21 protein-coding genes and 1 pseudogene are annotated in these 20015 nt (G+C 61.1%); 13 read left to right on the top strand and 9 right to left on the bottom strand.

From position 1 onward, the window contains the following. Positions 1-66 precede the first annotated feature (66 nt). The 7 genes from QWJ46_RS26165 (at position 67) to QWJ46_RS26135 (ending at position 8598) form a co-directional block, all read left to right on the top strand. Positions 67-387: a hypothetical protein gene (locus QWJ46_RS26165; RefSeq protein ID WP_302754926.1), complete on the top strand. Its 321-nt coding sequence runs from the start codon at positions 67-69 to the stop codon at positions 385-387. A gap of 306 nt (positions 388-693) precedes the next feature. Further along, positions 694-2547, top strand: coding sequence for an ABC transporter ATP-binding protein (locus QWJ46_RS26160; protein ID WP_302754923.1), 1854 nt, complete (start codon positions 694-696; stop codon positions 2545-2547). Positions 2548-2629: 82 nt separating this feature from the next. Further along, the gene (locus QWJ46_RS26155; RefSeq protein WP_302754920.1) at positions 2630-3634 is read left to right on the top strand and encodes a LacI family DNA-binding transcriptional regulator; all 1005 of its coding nucleotides are present in this window, start codon (positions 2630-2632) and stop codon (positions 3632-3634) included. Between the two features lie 36 nt (positions 3635-3670). Continuing rightward, positions 3671-4963 (top strand): sugar ABC transporter substrate-binding protein, encoded by a 1293-nt coding sequence (locus QWJ46_RS26150; protein WP_184460571.1) that lies wholly within the window; start codon positions 3671-3673, stop codon positions 4961-4963. A gap of 90 nt (positions 4964-5053) precedes the next feature. Beyond that, positions 5054-5995, top strand: coding sequence for a carbohydrate ABC transporter permease (locus QWJ46_RS26145; RefSeq protein WP_302754916.1), 942 nt, complete (start codon positions 5054-5056; stop codon positions 5993-5995). Next, positions 5988-6881 (top strand): carbohydrate ABC transporter permease, encoded by an 894-nt coding sequence (locus QWJ46_RS26140; protein ID WP_302754913.1) that lies wholly within the window; start codon positions 5988-5990, stop codon positions 6879-6881. The genes QWJ46_RS26145 and QWJ46_RS26140 overlap by 8 nt, the downstream gene beginning before the upstream one ends. 4 nt (positions 6882-6885) lie before the next feature. Further along, positions 6886-8598, top strand: a complete 1713-nt coding sequence (locus QWJ46_RS26135) for a glycoside hydrolase family 32 protein (RefSeq protein ID WP_302754910.1) — start codon at positions 6886-6888, stop codon at positions 8596-8598. Positions 8599-8672: 74 nt separating this feature from the next. Here the strand turns inward: QWJ46_RS26135 and QWJ46_RS26130 are convergent, their stop codons facing one another. Then, positions 8673-9176: a ferritin-like domain-containing protein gene (locus QWJ46_RS26130; RefSeq protein ID WP_302754907.1), complete on the bottom strand. Its 504-nt coding sequence runs from the start codon at positions 9174-9176 to the stop codon at positions 8673-8675. Between the two features lie 279 nt (positions 9177-9455). On the opposite strand from QWJ46_RS26130, the gene QWJ46_RS26125 reads away from it, so the two are divergent. Together QWJ46_RS26125 and QWJ46_RS26120 are read left to right on the top strand one after the other, a co-directional pair. Next, positions 9456-9983, top strand: coding sequence for a sigma-70 family RNA polymerase sigma factor (locus QWJ46_RS26125; RefSeq protein ID WP_302754945.1), 528 nt, complete (start codon positions 9456-9458; stop codon positions 9981-9983). A 126-nt stretch (positions 9984-10109) separates the two neighbouring features. Further along, entirely contained in the window at positions 10110-11432 is a 1323-nt protein-coding gene (locus QWJ46_RS26120; RefSeq protein WP_302754904.1) for a cytochrome P450, read from the top strand. A 218-nt stretch (positions 11433-11650) separates the two neighbouring features. On the opposite strand, the gene QWJ46_RS26115 is transcribed toward QWJ46_RS26120, so the two are convergent. The 4 genes from QWJ46_RS26115 to QWJ46_RS26100 all read right to left on the bottom strand — a co-directional run bounded on the left by QWJ46_RS26115 (position 11651) and on the right by QWJ46_RS26100 (position 13983). After that, positions 11651-11806 (bottom strand): hypothetical protein, encoded by a 156-nt coding sequence (locus QWJ46_RS26115; RefSeq protein ID WP_302754903.1) that lies wholly within the window; start codon positions 11804-11806, stop codon positions 11651-11653. 67 nt (positions 11807-11873) lie between these two features. After that, entirely contained in the window at positions 11874-12518 is a 645-nt protein-coding gene (locus QWJ46_RS26110; RefSeq protein ID WP_302754901.1) for an NrsF family protein, read from the bottom strand. After that, a complete protein-coding gene (locus tag QWJ46_RS26105; RefSeq protein ID WP_184460563.1) occupies positions 12515-13063 on the bottom strand; it encodes a sigma-70 family RNA polymerase sigma factor in 549 nt (182 codons plus the stop codon). Before QWJ46_RS26105 ends, QWJ46_RS26110 begins: the two co-directional genes overlap by 4 nt. A 206-nt stretch (positions 13064-13269) precedes the next feature. Next, complete coding sequence (locus tag QWJ46_RS26100) at positions 13270-13983, bottom strand: Crp/Fnr family transcriptional regulator (RefSeq protein WP_302754898.1); 714 nt, start codon at positions 13981-13983, stop codon at positions 13270-13272. A gap of 158 nt (positions 13984-14141) precedes the next feature. On the opposite strand from QWJ46_RS26100, the pseudogene QWJ46_RS26095 reads away from it, so the two are divergent. Next, positions 14142-14325, top strand: a pseudogene (locus QWJ46_RS26095) (Crp/Fnr family transcriptional regulator); the annotation flags it as partial. Positions 14326-14439: 114 nt separating this feature from the next. Here the strand turns inward: QWJ46_RS26095 and QWJ46_RS26090 are convergent. From QWJ46_RS26090 to QWJ46_RS26080, 3 genes are all read right to left on the bottom strand, one after another. Beyond that, positions 14440-14622 (bottom strand): hypothetical protein, encoded by a 183-nt coding sequence (locus tag QWJ46_RS26090; RefSeq protein WP_097585341.1) that lies wholly within the window; start codon positions 14620-14622, stop codon positions 14440-14442. 13 nt (positions 14623-14635) lie between these two features. Beyond that, entirely contained in the window at positions 14636-14920 is a 285-nt protein-coding gene (locus QWJ46_RS26085) for a hypothetical protein (protein WP_302754894.1), read from the bottom strand. A gap of 210 nt (positions 14921-15130) precedes the next feature. Beyond that, the gene (locus QWJ46_RS26080) at positions 15131-15502 is read right to left on the bottom strand and encodes a hypothetical protein (RefSeq protein WP_184459945.1); all 372 of its coding nucleotides are present in this window, start codon (positions 15500-15502) and stop codon (positions 15131-15133) included. A gap of 274 nt (positions 15503-15776) precedes the next feature. On the opposite strand from QWJ46_RS26080, the gene QWJ46_RS26075 reads away from it, so the two are divergent. After that, entirely contained in the window at positions 15777-16076 is a 300-nt protein-coding gene (locus QWJ46_RS26075) for a hypothetical protein (RefSeq protein ID WP_302754891.1), read from the top strand. Between the two features lie 340 nt (positions 16077-16416). Here QWJ46_RS26075 and QWJ46_RS26070 read toward each other — a convergent pair whose 3' ends face one another. Beyond that, positions 16417-17790: a sensor histidine kinase gene (locus tag QWJ46_RS26070; RefSeq protein ID WP_302754888.1), complete on the bottom strand. Its 1374-nt coding sequence runs from the start codon at positions 17788-17790 to the stop codon at positions 16417-16419. A gap of 213 nt (positions 17791-18003) precedes the next feature. On the opposite strand from QWJ46_RS26070, the gene QWJ46_RS26065 reads away from it, so the two are divergent. Continuing rightward, entirely contained in the window at positions 18004-18885 is an 882-nt protein-coding gene (locus tag QWJ46_RS26065) for a Crp/Fnr family transcriptional regulator (protein WP_302754886.1), read from the top strand. A 349-nt stretch (positions 18886-19234) separates the two neighbouring features. Next, complete coding sequence (locus QWJ46_RS26060; RefSeq protein WP_302754884.1) at positions 19235-19993, top strand: FadR/GntR family transcriptional regulator; 759 nt, start codon at positions 19235-19237, stop codon at positions 19991-19993. The last annotated feature ends 22 nt before the right edge of the window (positions 19994-20015 follow it).

Here is a 20015-nt window from a genome sequence, read left to right as displayed (position 1 = left end):
GAACAATGATGTCCTGGCGAGGTTGTGGATGGGCCACTCACGCAACATCCCAAGGAGGATATCAGGATGCGTATGAAACTCGTAGCAGCCTCGCTTCTCGCACTCGGCATGGCGACATCAGCCTTCGCCCAGTCCAATCCGGCTCCGGCCGGCGCCACGATCGACAAGAACCAGGCCGATCAGGGCGGCGGCGCGAGCGGCGATGTGAAAGCCAAGAAGCCCATGGCCACGGATACCACCACGACCGGCTCAACGACCAGCGGCACGATGAAGATGGACAAGACCAAGTGCCCGAACCCGGTCAACAACTCCGCCAACCTCCAGACGCAGGGCGGTACGAGCAACGCCACCCCGATGGACGAAGCCTGCGCAGCGCACAACAACTGACCGGCTTGCCGTGCACCAAGAACCCCGCTTCGGCGGGGTTCGGCTTCAGGAGAGCCTCATCCCACGGCCCCCAAAGGGCGAGGCGCTGCGCCGACACCCGATGCCGCGGCCTGCGGGCCTCAGTATCGGAGAGGGGCGTTCCTCGCGGCCTGTGCATCCTCGATTTCAGCGCCACCTTTATACAGCCTCCCATTCCCAAACGTTCATCAAAATTCTAGTTGAGATTGCAGCCGCAAGGTGATCCTATCCTCTGCCTGCGTAGCCTTAAGTCCCTCGCCCTTGTTCCAACATTTGACCGAGCGGCCCATGTCGATCTCAGATGCGATCTATCGTCCCTTCGAAACCCTGATCCGGCCGCTCGACATTCCCTACCGGCCGCTGCCGTCAAAGGGGCCGGTGACGGTGGTGCTGCATTTCATCTCGATGTTTCGCGGTGTGCTGATTGCGCTGGCGCTTTGCTCCATGGTGTTCGAGGTGATCAACCTGACGATTGTCTGGGGGCTCTCGGTCATCGTCGATGGCGTGACGCAGCAGGGTGCTGCCGTCTTCCTGCGCAGCGAATGGCTGCTGCTGACCGTTCTCGGTTTTCTGATCTTTCCGGTGATGCCGATCGTATCCTTCGTGCTCAATACGCTGAACTCGCATACATTGGGCATCGCCATGCCGGCCGCCATTCAGTGGCAGGGACACAAGGCAGTGGAGCGGCAGGATCTTGCCTTTTTCCATGATCTCTATGCCGGCCAGGTCTCCTCGCGGCTGCAGCCGGTCTCCTCCGCCGTCCAGCAGCAGATCCTCGCCGGCTTCCAATCCATCCCGCGCTTCCTGATGCAACTGGTGGGCTCGGTGATTTTGCTGAGCGCGCTCGCCTGGCATCTTGCTTTGCCCGTCGTCGTCTGGATCGTGCTCAACGTCGCCTTCACCGCGAGGATCGTGCCGATCTTCGTCGAGCGCTCGCGCCGCACAGCCAAGCAACGCAGCCTCGTCGCCGGCGCCATCACCGATCTCTACACCAATATGCAGATGATCAAGCAGTTCGCGGCCGAAGACAGCGAAGCAGGCACGATCCGCCGCATCATCGGAAAGGCCGTGCAGACGCAGCACAGCGAGCAGCGCATCTACCGCTCGTCGGAAGTGACCGTCGTCATCCTCAACACGCTGTTGTGGCTGACCATGCTGGCGATCGGATTCTCCGGCCTCGTCAAAGGCTTCCTCACGGTCGGCGAGTTCGTCGGCGCGGTCTATATCCTCAATCGGCTGTCGTCGCAGATCTTCGTCTTCATGCAGATGGGCCAGCAGATCTTCCAGGCGATCGGCACGATCAAGGACGCCATGCCCGTCATGACGACGCCACCCACCATCACCGATCGGCCGGATGCGGCCGAACTCGCGGTGCACCAGGGCGAGATCCGTTTCGAAAAGGTGCGTTTCGCCTACAAGTCCGGCAAAGCAATCATCGACAACCTGTCGCTGACGGTGCAGCCCGGCGAGAAGGTGGGCCTGGTCGGCCTCTCCGGCGCCGGCAAGACGACGCTCGCAAACCTGCTCCTGCGCTTCTACGACATCAAAGGCGGCGCGATCCTGATCGACGGGCAGGATATCCGCGCGGTCACCCAAGCAAGTCTTCGCCGTGCGATCGGCGTCATCGCCCAGGATGTTGCGCTGCTGCACCGTTCGGTCGGCGACAATATCCGTTACGGCCGGCCGGAAGCGACGCAGGAAGAGATCGAAAGAGTGACGAAGATGGCAAGCGCCGAGGCCTTCATCGCCGATCTCACAGACAACGAAGGCCGCAAGGGTTATGACGCCTATGTCGGCGATCGCGGCATCAAACTGTCGGGCGGCCAGCGCCAGCGTGTCGCCATCGCCCGCGTGCTGTTGAAGGACGCGCCGATCCTGGTCCTCGACGAGGCGACCTCCGCCCTCGACAGCGAATCCGAAGCTGCCATCCAGGAAAGGCTGAACCTCGTCATGGAGGGGAAGACGGTGATCGCCATCGCCCACCGCCTCTCGACGATCGCCAGGATGGACAGGATCGTCGTGCTCGATCACGGACGCATCGTGGAAGAGGGCCGGCCGGAAGACCTGGTCGAACGGGATGGGCTGTTTGCCCGGCTCTGGAGGCGCCAGACCGGCGGCTTCATCCCTGAGGAGATCGATTGAGCGGGGCAGGAAACTGTCATCGCTTGACTCATCGGAAAGGGATTGATACCGATATGGGTAATCGATAACCCAAAGCGAACCCGTGACTGCTTCACTCAACGACATAGCCGCCCGCGCGGGCGTTTCCGTCAAGACCGTGTCAGGCGCTCTGCATGGCGGTTCGGCGCGCATGTCGGAGGAAACGCGCCAGCGGATCAAGGGGATCGCCGAGGAACTCGGCTATGTCACCAACTTCGCCGCTCGCAGTATGAGGCAGGGCTGGATGCCGCTTGTCGGCCTCGTCGCCGATGACCTGATCACCTCGCCTTTCGCGACGGAGATCATCAGGGGGCTCGACGGCGCTGTGCGTGCTTCCGACATGGCCGTCTTCGCCATGACGCTCGGCGGCCATCGCAGCGTGGGATCGATCCTCGATGAGATGCGGCGCTTTCGCCCGCGCGCGATTGCCTATGCCGCCATGTATCACAAAAGTGTCGACCTGCCGCGCGAATTTGCCGATACCGTCGGGGTGATGATCAACTGCCGGGACGCCAATGATCGCGTGACCTCACTGGTCCCTGATGAAACCGGCGCGGCGATCGAGATTACCAGCTATCTGCTCGACGCGGGCCGCCGCAATATCGCATTCATCAACCTCCCGGGACTGCTCGCCGGCGAACTGCGTGAACTGGGCTTCCGGCAGGCGCTCGATCACGCCGGCATTGATGGGGCAGGGGCTATCGTACTTCCCGCTGTCAGCAAGGCGATCTACAGCGATCGGGCGCATAGTCTCGTGCCCACGCATATACATGATCTCATCAACAGCCAGCGGCGTCCCGACGCCATTCTGTGCGGCAACGATCGTGTGGCCATGGAAGTCTACGCCGCGCTGCGCCGATGCGGGGCGACCATTCCCGATGATGTCGCGGTCGCGAGCTTCGACAATCAGGTCGAGATCGCCTCGCGCCTCGATCCGCCGCTGACAACCATGGCGCTGCCGCACCGCGCCATGGGCCGCCAGGCCGCGCACATCCTGCTTGCCGAAGACCGGCCTCCGGTCGGAGTGCAGAAACTGCCGTTCCAGTTGGTGGAGCGGGCATCCGTGTAAGTTGAGGAAGGCCCATTCAATTGAGGAGGAATTCTAATGGGTAAACGTTTACTTTGGTCTCTCGTCCTGTCTTCGGCACTGGCCGCCACATGGGCTGACGCAGCCGAAAAGACCGCGATCCAGATCATGCATCAGGGCGATCCCGGTTTTGTCGCCGCCTATGGCAAGGTCGCCGAGCGCTTCGAGGCCGCCAATCCCGATGTCGATGTGCAGTTCATTTATGCGCCGCACGACGCCTATAATGAGAAGTTCAGCGCGGCCGTCATGGCCAAACAACTGCCCGACGTCATGGAGCTCGATGCGCCGTTCCTCGCCAATTATGTCTGGTCGGGTTATCTGCAGCCGATCAAACCGCTGATCGACAAGGATCTCGTCGACGACATGACGGAGTCCAACATCGCTCAGGGCACATATCCGATCGACAAGGATCTCTATGCGATCGGCCTGACGGACTCTTCCGTCGTTCTTTACGGCAACAAGAAATATCTCGAGGCGATCGGCGCCCGCATCCCGAAATCCGTCGACGATGCCTGGACGCGGGAGGAGTTCGAAAGCTATCTCGATAAGCTCTCGAAGCTCGACGGCGTGAAGTGGCCGATCGACACCTTTCGCGGCTACGGCATCAAGACCGAATGGATCACCTATGCCTATGGTCCGATCCTGCAATCGGCAGGCTGCGACCTGATCGACCGCAAAGCCTGGAAATCCGAGGGAACGCTAGACAGCGACGCCTGCGTCGATGCCCTCGCCATGATGCAGAAATGGGTCAAGAACGGCTGGGTCGTGCCGCAGTCGGCCGGCACCAACCAGTTCTTCGCCGAAGGCAATCCGGCCGCACTGGCGCTCGGCGGACATTGGGTCTATGCGGAGGCTGCGGCGACCATGAAGGACAACATCGTCGTCCTGCCGCTTCCCAAGTTCGGCGCAAAGGGCGCGAGCCCGAACGGCACCTGGATCTGGGCGATCACCAAGACCTCAAAGCATCCCGATATCGCAGCCAAGTTCATCAGCTTCCTGCTAAAGGACAAGGAGTTCCGGGCCTATGTCGCAAGCCAGTCCGGCTATCCCGGCTTGAAGAGCTTCGCGGCCGAATCTCCGCTCTATGCAAACGGCGGCCCCATGGCGATCGCCTTCGAGCAGGCTTCGAAGACGGCCGTCGCGCGTCCGCCGCATCCAGCCTATCCCACCATCACCTCCGCCTTCATGCAGGCCGTCGACGAGGTGTTCAACGATGGCGATCCCAGGGCGGCGCTGACATCCGCCGCCAAGAAGATCGACCAGGATATCGAGGACAACGACGGATATCCGCCGTTCGGTGATCAGCAGTAACGGCCATCGGTGCCGATCGGTCGAAGCCTTGCGGTGTTGTCCACATCGCAAGGCGGGACCGGCACTGAGGCTTGGGAAAGGAGGAGCAACATGGTCATGCAACAATCGACATCGCCGTCGACATCAGTGCGAAAAGCTTCGGCGCGCCGGCACGACAGGGGGCGCCTGATGCAGGAAGCGGCGATGCTCGCGCCGGCCGTGATCCTGTTGACTATCTTCCTGATCGTGCCGTTCTTCCTGTCCTTCTGGACGGCGATGACCAACCAGCCTCTGGTGCCGCGGCCGACGCCCATCCGGTTCGTCTGGTTCAACAATTTCATCCGCATCTTCCAGGACGATCTTTTCTGGACTGCGCTCTGGAACGTCTCGCGCTTCACCTTCTGGATCATTCCAGCCCAATGCGGCCTGGCTTTCGCAACGGCCCTGCTGCTGCATCAGAAGCTGCCGTTCCGCAATCTGCTGCGCGGCATGTTCTTCCTTCCGGCGATCACGTCGATGGTCGTGGTCTGCGTGATCTGGGGCACCCTGTTCCAATATCCGACGGGACCGTTCAACCAGATCCTCGGCTTTCTCTCCGGCGGCGCAATCCAGCCGATCGATTGGCTCGGCGATCCCGAGTGGGCGATGTTCTCGCTCGTCCTGCTCTCGGCCTGGCAGGCCTATGGCTTCCAGATGATCGTCTATCTCGCCGGCCTTCAGGGCATTCCTGACGAACTCTACGACGCCGCCAAGATCGACGGCGCCAACGCCTTCCGGCGCTTCTGGCACGTTACCATGCCAGGCCTGCGGCCGACCCATGTCTTCGTCCTCGTGATCACCACCATCCAGGCGTTCAAGCTCTATACTCAGGTCGCCATTCTCACGCAGGGCGGACCGAAGAGCAGCACCGAGACGGTGGTGCATTACATGGTCCGGGCCGGCTTCGAGGAGCAGAAGATGGGCTATGCCTCCGCAGTCTCCGTCATCCTGTTCGTCATCGTTCTCATCATCGCGCTGATCCAGCGCCAGCTCCTGAGGCGCTTCGATGTCTGATATCGCTCTCTCGATCCCGCAGGCCCGCGCGGCGCGGCCTCGTTCGGCAGCACGGGTCCTTCGCCTCATCCAAGTGACCTGCATCTTCATCATCGCCCTGGTGATCGTGTCTCCGTTGCTGCTCCTCGTCGTGGCAAGCCTCAAGGACGACCGGTTCCAGATCCTTGCCGACATGGGCAGCTTCCGGGCCTTCTGGGTTTCGAATCCGACGCTCTCCAACTATGCGGAGGTCGGCCACCTCTCGGGCGAACTCGCCTTCGGCCGTTACCTCATCAACTCGCTGATCATTCTGGTCACCACGGTTTGCTCAGGCCTGATCGTCAATTCGATGGCCGGCTTCGTTCTGGCCTGGGGGTCGCTGAGGGGCCGGGCGGTCATCCTGTCGGTGGTGATCGCACTCTATGTGATTCCGCAGGAAAGCATCATCATGCCCCTCGTGATCATGGTGTCCAGGGCGGGAATGTCCGATACCTTCGCGGTGCAGATCGTGCCCTGGGTCGCGAGCCCTCTCTACATCTTCCTGTTCTACCAGTTCTTCACGCAGCTGCCGAAGGAACTGCTGGAAGCCGCCGAGATGGACGGCGCTTCCTTCTTCCGGGCCTATCGCTCGATTTTCCTGCCGCTCAGCCTGCCCGCACTGGCCACCGTATCGATCCTGATGGGCATCGAGACCTGGAACCAGTATCTCTGGCCGATCCTCGTGACGCAGACGGATTATGCCCGGCCGATCGCCGTCGCCATCGCGACCTTCTTCGGACAGGACAGCATCTACTGGGATCGTGCGATGGCCGCCTCCGTTTTGATGATGATCCCGATCCTGGGGCTCTACCTCGTTTTCCAGCGCTGGTTCGTGAGTTCCTTTATCGGTTCTGCCGTGAAAGGTTGAATTGATGACAAGCCAAGCGATGTCTCCGTCCGATGAAGGCGGGCTGGAGACGATCACAGCCGTCCTGCCGGCGGGGAGCACGATCCATGCCTGGATAAAGGCTTCGCATGGGGGCGCGCCGGGAAGGCTGACCGCACATGTCGACGGCGATCCGGCCGGGGCTGTCGAAACGTCAAATCCCGATGAATTCGAACTTCGGCTGCTGACACTGGAAAGCGGCGGAGAAACCGCCTTCTCCTACGATCCGGTCACCACCAACGTCTCGGTCCTCTATGCCTTCCGCCAGCCCCGTGTTCTCGAAGACGGTATCCGGCTGCTGCATGTCAGGCCTTCCAATGCCGCGCCCAACGTTACCGGCGGCTATCATTTCCGCCCGCCTTTCGGCTGGATGAACGATCCCAACGGGTTCGGAAGATTCGGCGGCAGGGCGCACCTCTTCTACCAGCACTATCCCCACAGTCTTCGGTGGAACAACATGCATTGGGGGCATGCGGTCTCGGACGATTATCTTCACTGGACGCATCTTCCGATCTTTCTTCCGCCTTCGGATGCCCTCGCCGCGCGGGCGGATGGGCGGGGCGGGGCGTTTTCCGGCTCGGCGATCGCGCTGGATGACGCCGGCATTCGCATCTTTTTCACCGAGCATATGAAGGATCGGGAACCGGAGGAGCAGGTTCAGTTCACCGCCACCAGCCGCGATCTTGTCCACGTCGAACCGGCAAGCCTGATCCTGCCGGCGCGGCCCGCGGGGCTTGGTCTGACGACCGACTTCCGCGATCCCTATGTCTTCATAGGCCCCGACGGAAAATGGAAGATGCTGCTGGGGACACGCGACCGGGAGGGCGGGGTCATCCTGCTTTACGAAACGGAGGATCCAACTGCGGCGACTGGCTGGACCTTCCTCGGCAGGCTTCACCGCGAGAACCGCTTCGGGATGACAGCGGCGGAGTGCCCTTGCCTGGTGCCTCTCGATGGTCCCGCGAACGACCCGTTGACCCGATGGGCGCTGATCTTCGGTCTTCTCACAAGCCGCGACCCGGTAACGGGCCGGCGCAATATCACTCTTGCCACCATCGGCCGCTTCGATGGTCACAGCTTCTCTGTGGAATTCGAGCAGGAGTTGGACTTCGGCACCGATGCCTACGCATTCCAGGCCTTCGTCGACGAGGCCGGTCCGGTCGGCATCGCATGGCTCGCGAACTGGACGGATGTTTCAAAGGAAGTCGACATGCCGACGGCGATGACACTGCCGCGGCGGCTGGCATTGCGCGGCGGCGCGCTGATCACCCCACCGATCGCCGGTGTCGAAAGTCTGCGGCAGCGCCCATTGGATGCTCAGGGCCTTCTGGACGGCCATCCGGTCGATCTTGCCAACGGCGCTGTCGAGATCCTCCTCACGCTCAAGGAAGCGGGCAATGCCTTCCATCTCGCGTTCGAACATCCCGACGCGACGGTCGCGGTTCAGTTGAATGACGACGGACTGAGCATTCTCTTTTCGGTAGCGGGTGCCAAGACGTCGCCCCGTTACATCGCCGCCGGCGCACGCCCGTCAACCATCCGCATATTCCTCGATACAGGTTCCATCGAGGTCTTCGGTGATGATGGCCGCTGGACGGGAACCAAGCGGCTGCCGGGGTTCAAGGGGATAAACTCCATGCGTCTCGCCGCGCCGGAGAGACATGTGCTCACCGCCGAAATCTGGCAGCTTGGTCTCTGATCACAGGGAGCCCCTGTAAAAGCACGGCCGCCGAGGCGGCGGCCGTTGCGAAGGAGCATAGCGCACAGAGCGGCTTAGGCCGCCTTGCCCTTGCCCTTGATGTTGGCTGAAGACTCCGCGAGCCGCGTGAGCTTCTTGTCGGTTGCCTCTTCTTCGGCCAGCGTAGCCTGCAGCAGCGGCACGGCATCCTTGAGGCCGAGCTGTTTTGCCCATGCGATCAACGTGCCGTAGCGGGCGATCTCATAGTGCTCGACCGACTGGGCGGACGAAATCAGGCCGGCATCCAGGGCAACGGTGCCCTTGAATTCGTCCATGATCTCCTCGGCTTCGGCGATGATGCCCTGGATGGCCTCGCAGGTCTTTCCGCGTGCCGGTTTGCCGATCATTTCGAAAAGCTGTTCGAGGCGTTCGACCTGCGCCTGGGTCTCGTCCCGATGCTGCAGAAAACCGGCCTTGCCCTCTTCCGATTGCGCAGCGCGGGCCATCTTCGGCAGAGCCTTCAGGATCTGCTTTTCGGCATAGTAGATGTCCTTGAGAGTATCGAGAAACAGATCGTTCAGCGTCTTCTCGGTTGCCATTTGGTCCTCCTATGGCGTGTCTTGACGACAAAAAACTCCCGCATGGGCCGGATGTTCCGATCGAAATATGATGCCCCTTGGCCGGAGGCGTCATCTCTATCCGGCCAAGGAAGAGGCCGCCCGACAGCATCCGGACGGCGAGCACCGAACGATCGCGAGACGCCGTTGTTCCCATCCGCCGCCGGCGAGCGCTTGCCGGCCAAGCCGGGACTTTTGTCCGGTATCGTACGGCAACGAATAAGGAGCCAGCGACTTTCCTTCTCATCCCAGGAGAGAAAAATGGCTTCCCCGTTTTCAGTACGTCCCGCGTCGCATTGCAAAGAAAAATCCGCACTCGAGCGCGAGATCGTCGAACTGACGCCGGCGTTACGCGCCTTTGCCCGAAGGTTCCTGCGCAGCGATGATGACATCGATGACCTCGTTCAGGAAACCTTGCTGAAGGCGCTGAACTCGCTTCATCTCTACCAACCCGGCACCTCGCTCAAATCCTGGCTTTTCACCATTCTGCGAAACACGTTCTGCACCAATTATCGCCGGAAGAAGCGCGAGCCCGCCGGAATGGACGCGGCGATGGAACAGGTGGCGATCGCCCCGACCCAGGAGTGGGTGCTGCGGGAGCACGAATTGCAGCGGGCATTGACGCGTCTTTCCGACGACAGGCGCAGGGCTCTGACATTGGTGGCTGCCGGAACGAGCTATGAGGACGCCGCCAAAATGTGCGGGTGCCGGATCGGCACCTTGAAAAGCCGTGTGAGTCGCGCCCGCGAGTGCCTGATTGCGATGCTCGGAAACCATCTCGTCGATTAAGCCCCCTGCGCCGGTCCGCTTCGCCTCGAGCGGAACAAATGGTCGTGGTCCTGGTTCCAAACCCATATCGATAGGATCGGCCGATCGAACCGATATGGGCCAACCGCCGGGCCAGGCTGAAGAGTCATGAACGCGCGAAGCCACGCCATCTTTCCCAGAGTTAACCGCGCCGGATGGTTCGATACGCTTCGCGTGTTGACGGCGGTCGTGGCCCCGACGGTTGCCAAGGGCATCATCATTCGCCGCCCGACAACGGAGCGTCTGGCGGAGCGGCAGCGCTTCGACACAACGGCCGTGAAACAGATGCAGCGGCTGAAACACAAGTACGGGCCGGCGCCTCTTCTGCTGCCGATCCCATTGCGACCACAGCTGCTGATCCTCGATCCGGCCGATGTCGCCACGGTGCTTCAATCATCGCCCGAACCGTTTGCCGCAGCGACGAATGAAAAGCATGCGGCCCTTGTTCACTTCGAGCCGGAGAACGTGCTTATCTCATCGGGCTCTCGGCGGGCCGAGCTTCGGCCGGCCCATGAGCACGCCTTGGCAACCGCAGACCGGCTGCATCCATTTGTGGTGCATTTCAAGAATATCGTCGACGCCGAATTCCTGCCGCTCCTGAACCTGCCCCGTGAGCTCGATTGGCCGGCCTTTTCGCTGGCCTGGTTCCGGATCGTCCGGCGGGTCGTCCTCGGCGAACGAGCGCGCAACGACGTCACATTGACCGAGACCTTGAACGAACTTCGAGGCCGGGCCAACTGGGCATTTGCCGCGCCGGTCGATCAGCGCAAGCTTGCCCAGTTTCATGAGCAGGTCGGCCGCTACCTGGGGGACCCGGAAAAGCACAGTCTGGTCAACCGGTTTCCGAGAGGCGATGAGCTTGCTCCGGAAAACCAGGTGGCCCAATGGCTGTTCGCCTTCGATGCAGCCGGAATTGCCGTTATGAGGACGCTCGCCTTGCTGGCCTGCCATGTGAGTTACTGGGGCAAAGCCGTGGAAGAGGCCATGGGCGGGAATCTCGATCGGCCCTTCACCCGCAGTTGTGTGCTGGAGATCTTGCGTCTCTGGCCGACGACGCCCGCCATCCTCAGGCAGCTGACCAAGGATATCCAGTCAGGCGACAGGGTCATCGCCCGCGGCACAGGCGTCATCATCTTCGCCCCCTTCTTCCATCGAGACCCTGCGCTCCTCTATGCCAATCGAATGGAACCGAGCATCTGGGGACAGAACGACGCGTTGCCGGCCGCCGGGCTCGTGCCCTTCAGCGCCGGTCCTGTCATTTGCCCGGCACATAATCTCGTGCCGGCGATTGCAAGCCTTGCCGTGGGCACGTTCTTGTCGGCCGCCGATATTGTGCTGCTGCACCCGTCTTTAAACGTCGCCAACCTGCCTGGCACCCTCAATCACTTCGACATTCGGCTAAAACTGACAGCGCGGCGCAGGGAGAAATAGCTGATGTTACAACGGTGGCCACAGGGGCAGAACGCCCAGTTCGCCTCGGCTCACAGCCTTTGCACCACGCCGTAGACGAGGATCGAGACGTAAAGCAGAAAGGCGACAGCGACCGTCGTCGCGATCACGGCGATGACCAGCCACAGGGTTTTTCAGGCCATTCGGCTGCCGTTCGGCGCTCGGCCGGTGCAACCGGATCGGGTCGACTTTCGGCCATTTCATGAAGGGTTGGCTTCCCTTGAAAATTGCGTGGACTGATCGCTTCTGCTGGTCGAGTTCCACGAGAGCGTAGCGCCGAGCACGATCAAAAGCCCGACCAATAGGATGGCTCCTAAATAGATCATAAGAGCGCGACGATCCGATTCGTGGTTCATCTTCCTCTCCTTCGACCCTCGAACCAGGCGAAAGCCGGAATGTTCCGGATCAACGAATCGAGAGGGGCTACCAGCGGAGCAGGCGAGGTCCGGTGACGGCGCCGACAGCACCGATGAGCAGGATGCCGAGCGTATACCAGATCAACACGAAAGGCATGCCGTTTTCGGTGCAGAACCAGGAATAAACCCAGGCGCCGGCTCCTCCCGCGGCAATGCCGGTGACGAAGCCGGTCAGCCGCAGATCCACCGGCGCCGCGCGGCGCAGTGCCCAGACCGTGCCGGCATAGACCGGGATTGCAAAGCCTGCGATGAGCGGCGGGCAATGCAGCGCCGAGGAGCCGAGGATCAGCAATCGATAGCTCTCGCTCGGCGCCATCAGTAGTTGGATGGCCGCGACGGTCGCCATGGCGGCGAAGATCAAGGCAAGCAAACCGAAAAAGCGTCCCTCGGAACCGTCGGGTCGGGAAAGCCGAAAAACGGCGGCAAAGGCGGCCGCGGCAATCAAGGCGTTATAGGCCGACTTGATCCAGAAGACCGGCAGCGTCAGCACGTCTGAGATATCGACCCGGGGACCAAGAATGATCAGCATCAGCAGCAGGGAAAGTCCGAGGGCGGGCGCTATGCCGAGCGCAAAGCGGCGCCATAGCGCGTTGCGCGGCACCGGCTTCAGGTCGCTTGCCAATCGTTCGATGATATCGTCCGTCTTTGTCACGATGTGCCTCGCAATCTCTCTCCGAGCACCTTGAGCGCCCGATGGATGCTGACTTTCACCGCCGATTCGGACTGGCCTGTGCGGGTTGCGGTGTCGGCGACCGAGTTGCCCTCGAGCTTCACCTGGCGGATCAGTTCCTGCTGTCTCAGCGGCAAGCTGTCGAGCAACCGCTCGACATCCATGCGGGCTGTCAGCCTATCCTCGCTGAACTCGCTTTCGATCTCGTCATCAAGCTCGCTCTCGGCCAACCTGCGTCCGCCGCGGCCGCGGTGATGGTCGATCAGCTTGTAGCGGGCGATGGAGAAAAACCAGGCGGTAAAAGGTCTCTCCCGGTCATAGGTGGATCGCCGGGAATGCAGTGCCAGCAACGTCTCCTGGACCAGATCTTCCATGTCCGCTCTCGTCGCCGCAGCCATCCTGCGGCTGTAATAGCCGACAAGCAGCACGCGCAAAGCCGTCAGCAAACGCCGATAGGCAGCCTCGTCCCCGTCAAGGGACAGAAGCATCAATGCTTTCAGGGCTTCTTCCGAATGGGCGGTTGTCATGCTGTCAAAGAGCTCATTCGTAAAAGCCGACAATCGGTTACAGCAAAACCAAAGATTTTTGCACCACAGCTCTATCACATGCACGTGAAACTGTAACGCCTTGCGACGTGCCGCTGAAAGCGAGGCCGTCGCGCAGGCAGATCACCCGACACGCTCGCGTCCAAGGCTGGAGGGTGATCGGCAATGGACGGGCTGCGATAGTAATTTTAACGCGTAGATTTTCTGAGAGGTCCGATCAGCCGCTCATATTCCTCCTCCGCCTTGCCGTAGGAATCGGAGGCGAAATCCTCCAGGCCGGCACGATCCCTGACGATCACCAGGCCGCGAACAGAGCGGATGAACCGGTTTCCCTCGAGGACATGCAGCGCCGTGGTGACGCTCGGCCGCCGCACCGCCAGCATCAAGGCGATGAAATCATGCGTCAGGGCGAGCTCATTTCCGTCGATCCTGTCGTGGCACATCAAAATCCAGCGTGCCAGCCGTTCGTCGATCGCATGAACTGCGTTGGAGAGTGCGGTGAACCCGGCCTGGATCGCGAGAACATGCAGACTTTTGTGGAGCAGGTTGGCAAACACAGGCTGCGTCTGCATCAGATCGAGCAGCCTGCTTTGTGGCAGGCGGTAGGCAGCGCCCGGCACCTGGACTGCGACTTCCAAGATACTGACCGGCGCTTCTATCGCCGCCGCCGTTGGTGCAAATCCATCCCGACCGAACAAACCTGCTTCGACCCGATTGCCCTCCGGGGAGATATTGATCACCGAGCCTATTCCCGAACACGGAAAATAAGCATGCTCGATCGTCGCACCGGCCTCGACGATGATGAAACCGCGGGGGGTATCGCAGGGCTCGAGATGTGCGACAACGGCCGAATACTCGTTCTCCGGCAGGAGCGCGAGGAGACGATTCTCCTTGGGTCGCATGTGCGTTTCTGTCAATTCTCGCTCTCCGGCATGTGCAGGGCCGGCCGCGCGTATCAGACGCGCTTCCCTATTTACGCAAAGCCTAACTGGAATGCCTCGTCGCGGTTCCCTCGACCGTACGAGAGTGTCGGTGGCTCCTTACGCAGCCTGCTTCTCGCGGCGTGCGCCGCGCCGGCGTTACGGTCGCACTGCATCTGCTGGAAAGGCAAAGGACTGATCCGGTCCACGCGGTGTCAGATCGTCATCCTCAACCGGCGGGGGTTGATCGAAGAGGTGCATGGATCCTACGGCGCTGCCGAGGAGGAATACCGGCGGCTGATCGGCAAGGATCTCGCACCGTGACGAGAGCGCCATTCGTCCTTTCGGACGCACTAAGGACGCGTTAACACTCTGAATCCACGCATTCGTGGGTCAGATTCCGCGGCCCAGAGTGTTTCCCGCCAGGCCGGCGGTGGATCAGCCTGATCCCGGCGTGATGCTCTGTTCGTCCTTCTCGGACAGCGAGCCGGCGCCGGGCGTTTTGCTTTCGTCTATGAGATGATCCTTGGCGTGAGGACCGGCGGGCGGGTTTTTCCTTGGATCGGCGGTTTCCTTTTCGGTTCCTTCGACGTCGGCTCGCGCTTTTTCACCGTCATTCATGAGCTGCTCCTCGTCAGATTGAGATGACCGACCGGCGTTTCGATCTCCGCCCCGCCGTGATCGCAGCAGTTCGGGAGAGCCCCTTTTTCGCCGACGCCAGACGTCCGACCGACAGCAGCTTGTCCTCGTCGGTCAAGCCGTGCCGATAAAGGCGAATGAGCAGCGCGGCGACCTCCTGCATATCAGGCGAGCGTAAGGGCATGTCGGCCTCGCGGCAGATCACGTTCAAAATGGTCTGCAGACGCTGAAGATCGGCTGAATCGAGGGCTTTCAGATGGATGGACTGAGAATCGATCATGACCCTGGTCCCGAAGCTTTTCACCGTGCGTTTTGAAATAATGGGACTCAATTGGGGCCAAAACAACTCTTCGTCTCCAATTGTACGGAACTGAACAATTCGCCGAATCGAGCTACATCGGCCCGAACATCGGAATCGATTTTCGGTAGGTCCGATGCGTAGATTTTAAGAGTTAGAGCGTCCTTTGTGCGTCCGAACGGACGCACGGCGCTAATGATAATAAGACGGGTCTCCCCCGAACAGAGCGGCGATCATCGCGTCGATATCGGAAGGACGCCCGCTGACGACAAAGCCGCCGGGCGGAGTTTCTGAGCGCTCGTCATGGGCAAAGATGAAAGGAATTCGGCGTGTCTCCAGCCATTCGTTCATCCACAGCATGGCTTCGTCGGAAATCGTCACGTCGATGATCACGGCATCGAATATGAGGCCTTCGCTCAAGCACTCCATCGCGCTGGGAATGACGACGGGACCCGCGAGCACCGCCTGGCGGGCGATCAATGCCTTTCTCGCACCGTCCGAGAGGAAACCGGCCTCACCGATGATAAGGATCGTCTTGCCGGCGACCGGGTTGAGCGACTTCATGGCGGACGCCTACGGTAATCCTGGTTTTAAGGTGATCATGCTGTTCAATGGCGGTTGGAAGCATCAGGCGGTCCGCGCCTGTGCCGTGCCTACCAGATTCGAGCCTGTCATGCGACGTTCATTTTGTCGTGACCGCCGAACCCCCGCCGGGCCACCTTGTTCCCCCCGCGGTTCGGATCGGGCCCTGATCATCCGGTCCGTACGCTTCCGCACCAGCGGTTGAAATCGAAGATTCGAAGTTTAGGATCGTCGCATATAATGGGGAGGAACGCGGATGATCCAGCACTCGGGAATCACGAAGCCGGCGTTACAGCCTGATGATGTGGCAATGCTGACCGCGATTCTTGAGGCGTGGTGTCAGGAAAAATCATGCGGGATCGCCAGCCCGGCCGCCGAACATGTTGCCAGGGAACTCGTATCCTGGTTCGAATGCGGGATCAGGGACAAGCACAAGCTTGCCGGCCTGATGCGGCATGTGCATCTGGATCCGGAGGAGCTGCTGATCACGCCGGATGCGCCGCCCTGCGCAACCGCACATGAGAACGCCGGATGGGCGGAATGTCACGACGGATAGAAGCCGGCAAAGCGCTCCTATCACGGCGGCTCCATCGGATCTGGGTTTTGTCGACCGGCAGATCGCCCTGCGACAAATCGTCGACGATCTCCAAAACCTGCGCGATGGCGCGCCGGACGACTTTCGGTGGATCTCCGGCTCTCGATCGTCTGCTTCGCATGGTCAGCGCTTCGGCTTACCGATTGCCAAGCGCATGACGAGGATCGGGAAAGCGGATCCTGCTTCTAGTCATGCCTTTCGCAGATACGATCAGGAGTGCCGATTAGCAAGGCGCCGGATCGGCAGGCCGGTCAAACGTTCGTATTCCCGCCCGGCACATCCTTCAAGAGCAAAAACTCCATCACCCCTCCCTCGGCAAGCGGATCACGAACCCCGTACCGGGCGCCCGATCCTCGATATTCATCTCCGCCTTCAGCTGCTGCACGAGCGCGCGCACGATCTTCATTCCCAGGCTTTTCCCATCGTTTTCGAAGGACAGCACTTCCGCTGGCAGACCCCGTCCGTCGTCGGCGACCTCGAGGCGGATCTCATCGCCAATATCGCGGGCGCTGACCGCGACGGCGCCGGAGACGTCGGGATAGGCGTGCTTGAAGGCGTTGGTCACCAGCTCGTTGACGAGGAGAGCGATCTGGATCGCCCGGTCGGCATCGACCATGCATGGATCAGCGTCGACGGAGACCGCGTGGCGGGAGGTCGATTGCTGCAGGCGCTGGCAGAGGCTGAATAGGAAATCCGCCAGATCTACCGTTTCGATATCCGGCTGACGCCATAATTGATCGTGCACCTGGGCGATGGTTCCGACACGCGCTTCGGCATCGCGAAGCGCCTGTCCGACCTCCTCCTGTTTGGTCGAACGGGCCTGCATGGCAAGCATGGCCGCGACGAGGCCCAGACTGTTCTTGACGCGATGGCTCATCTCTCGCAGCATGATCTGCTGGTGTTCCTCGGCAAAATGACGCTCCGTATCGTCCCGAAGCACTTTGAGGTACCCGGCGCGCTGGGAGCGAAGCGGCATAGTCAAGCCGCTGCCCCAGAATGTCGAGCCGTCCTTGCGTAAGTGAAACCGCTCGTTCTCGGCGCGGCCACGCTCGGCGGCCGCCTTCATCTCGCGTTCCAGTGCGCCCTCGTTGCGGTCCTCGGGAACGAAGAGAATGCGGGCGTCGCAACCGAGAATCTCGTCTTCCTCATACCCGAAGATTCGGCAGGCGCCGGTGTTCCAGCTGATGATCTGCCCATCCCGGTCGAAAGCGAAGATCGCATAGTCGATCGCGCTTTTGAGAATAAGCTGGAGACGCTCTTCGCCGGCGCGCCGAGTTTCGTCCTCATGAAGCATCTGCGTTCGGTCGCGGACGATTTTCAGAAGGCCGTAGGTCTCGCCGGCATCGTTGCGAAGCGGCATCATCAGTCCCGACGCCCAGAACGAACTGCCGTCCTTTCTCACATGCCAGCGATTGTCGTCGGCGCGTCCAGTGGTCAAGGCAAGCCTGATCTCCTTGAGCATCGCCCCGGCAAGCTGATCCTCGAACGTAAAGATGGCGGCACTGCTCTGTCCGATGATTTCGGGCGGCGAATAGCCGAAGAGATTTTCCGCGCCGGCGCTCCACGTCACGACAGTGCCGTCGCGATCCATCGCAAAGATTGCATAGTCCCGGGCGCTCTCAACGATGTGCCGATAGATTTCCGCCTCGTCGCTCGAAAGGGGATATTGATCCATGCCTTCGCCCTCATGGAATTGCCGCCAGCTACATTAGCACTTACTACAGTAACTTCTCAACCGAGTGCGCTTGCGTACAAAAGTGGCCTACGGAACCTTCTGTCGATAATAGGAGTTTATGGCCAGGTGCCTTGCAATCGCCCATCCCCGGGTTCATAGTTTTGGTAGGTCGAGCGGGCCTTGTGACGCTGGCGGCCGGAAGACAGTGTCCTCTTGCCAAACAAGGGCAGAGCGATGCGAGCGTTCGAAAGCGAAAATCTCATTCTGTCGCAGTTGGCGGATCCGGAGCTGGTGGCTCTGGAGCGCATACTGGAACCGCTTCTTCTTCCACGCGGTTTCGCGCTCGTCCATTTGGGCATGCCGGTCAGCCATTATTATTTCCTGGAAACCGGCATTGCTTCCATGATGGCGACGAGTCCCGAGGGCAGGAAAGCCGAGATCGGCGTGCTCGGCAGGGACGGAATGTCGCCGCCGGCCCTGACGGTGGACGCGGAGCAGTTTTCATTCGACGTCATGATGCAGGTTGGCGGTCACGGGCGCCGTGTGGAAGCCGGGGCGCTCGCATGCTTCCTCGCCGCCCGCCCCGCCATCCGCCAGCTGCTTTCGCATTTCCTCCATACGTTTTTCGCGCAGGTCGCCAACACCGCGCTGTCCAACGCCGTTCACAAAATCGACGTTCGCCTGGCGAAATGGCTTCTGATGTGCCATGACCGCCTCGATGGTGAAGAGATTGAAATCACTCATGAGTACATGGCCACGATGCTGGGAGTCCGCCGCTCCAGCGTCACGGATGCCTTACACATCCTTGAAGGTAAGCATCTCATTTATTCCACCCGCGGCCTGGTAATCATCCGCAACCGCGCATCCCTCGAAGCCTTCGCAGCAGACGCCTACAATGTCCCCGGCGTAACCGGCCGCGACTGGCCGGTGATTGACCGGCCGTCTCTGGCACTGAGGCACGTCACGCACCGTGGTCGACGATCTCTCAAGCGTCACTTTCCCGGCAGATCAGTTTCGGTCGCCGCAGCCGCCGGAAGGCTATCCTGCGACCCCTCTCTATCGGACGCGCGCAAAGGAGTTGTGGGCGCCTGTTGAACATGAATGCCGAGTCCGAGCGCGCCGATGGCCACCATAAAAGCGCCGGCGACGGCGGCGACCGATCGTCGTCCGTCCTGCTTGATCATTCCGAAAGCAAGAGCAATTCCGAGAAGGCCGCCCCTCCCGATACTGCAAAAAGCCAGAGATAATTCGTCACCATGCTCCCCCAATGTCGGGCCTCCGAATCCCTGAGGATGGTGAAGGTTCCCACGGTTGCCGACGCCGAGGGACCGCCGGCTGGAATTTCATGCGACGCATTGACGCACAACTGACGCAGTGGTACGTATCAAATTGGTCAGGCCAGTTGACCAGCTGCGCTTGAGGAGAAGCCGCCGGGGAGGCCAGAATGTTTTCGCCCGTTGAATCGCGCCGTCTCTACAGACAGGTAGCGGATCAGATTCGTTCGATGATTGCCGGCGGCGAGCTTGTCGTCGGTCAGAAGCTGCCGGCCGAGCGCGATCTTGCGGAGCAACTGTCGGTCTCACGCCCGACGGTGCGCGAGGCGCTCATCGTCCTGGAGGTCGAGGGCCTCGTCAACATCCGCATGGGCTCCGGCATCTATGTGGTGCGCCGGCAGGGCATCAGCATGGCGACAAGCGAAAGCGAGCCGGTGGAGGGGCCTTTCGAATTGCTGCAGGCGCGCGCCATTATCGAATGCGCCATAGCCGAAGAGGCGGCAACCCGGGCCAGACCTGAAGACATCGCCGTACTCGACGAGGCGCTGATGCGCATGAGCGGCGGCGTCAATGATGCGGGCACCGTGCTCGCCGCCGACCGCGCCTTTCACACCGGAATTGCCGCCATTGTCGGCAATGCAACGTTGACCCGCGTGACGGGCGAGATGTTCGACATGCGCATGACCCCTTATTTCGCCAGGCTCGCCAGCCATTTCGAGGGGCCGACGACATGGCGCAGAGCCGTGGACGAGCACCAGGCGATCCGTAATGCGATCGCCGCCGGCGATGCGGCGGGCGCGAAGGCTGCAATGCGCAGCCATCTCATCCTATCGCAGAAAAGATTTTCCGAGAGCTTCGGGGAGGAGTTCTCGGGAGAGGAGGAACGCGGCCGTGACAAGGCGGCCGCGAAAGGAACCACCAAGACTTAAACCCGAGCTCGGGAGGAGAGAG

This window comes from Rhizobium sp. CBN3, from assembly GCF_030518245.1.
GTDB lineage: Bacteria > Pseudomonadota > Alphaproteobacteria > Rhizobiales > Rhizobiaceae > Rhizobium > Rhizobium aethiopicum_A.
This window is presented reverse-complemented; position numbering and strand designations above follow the sequence as displayed.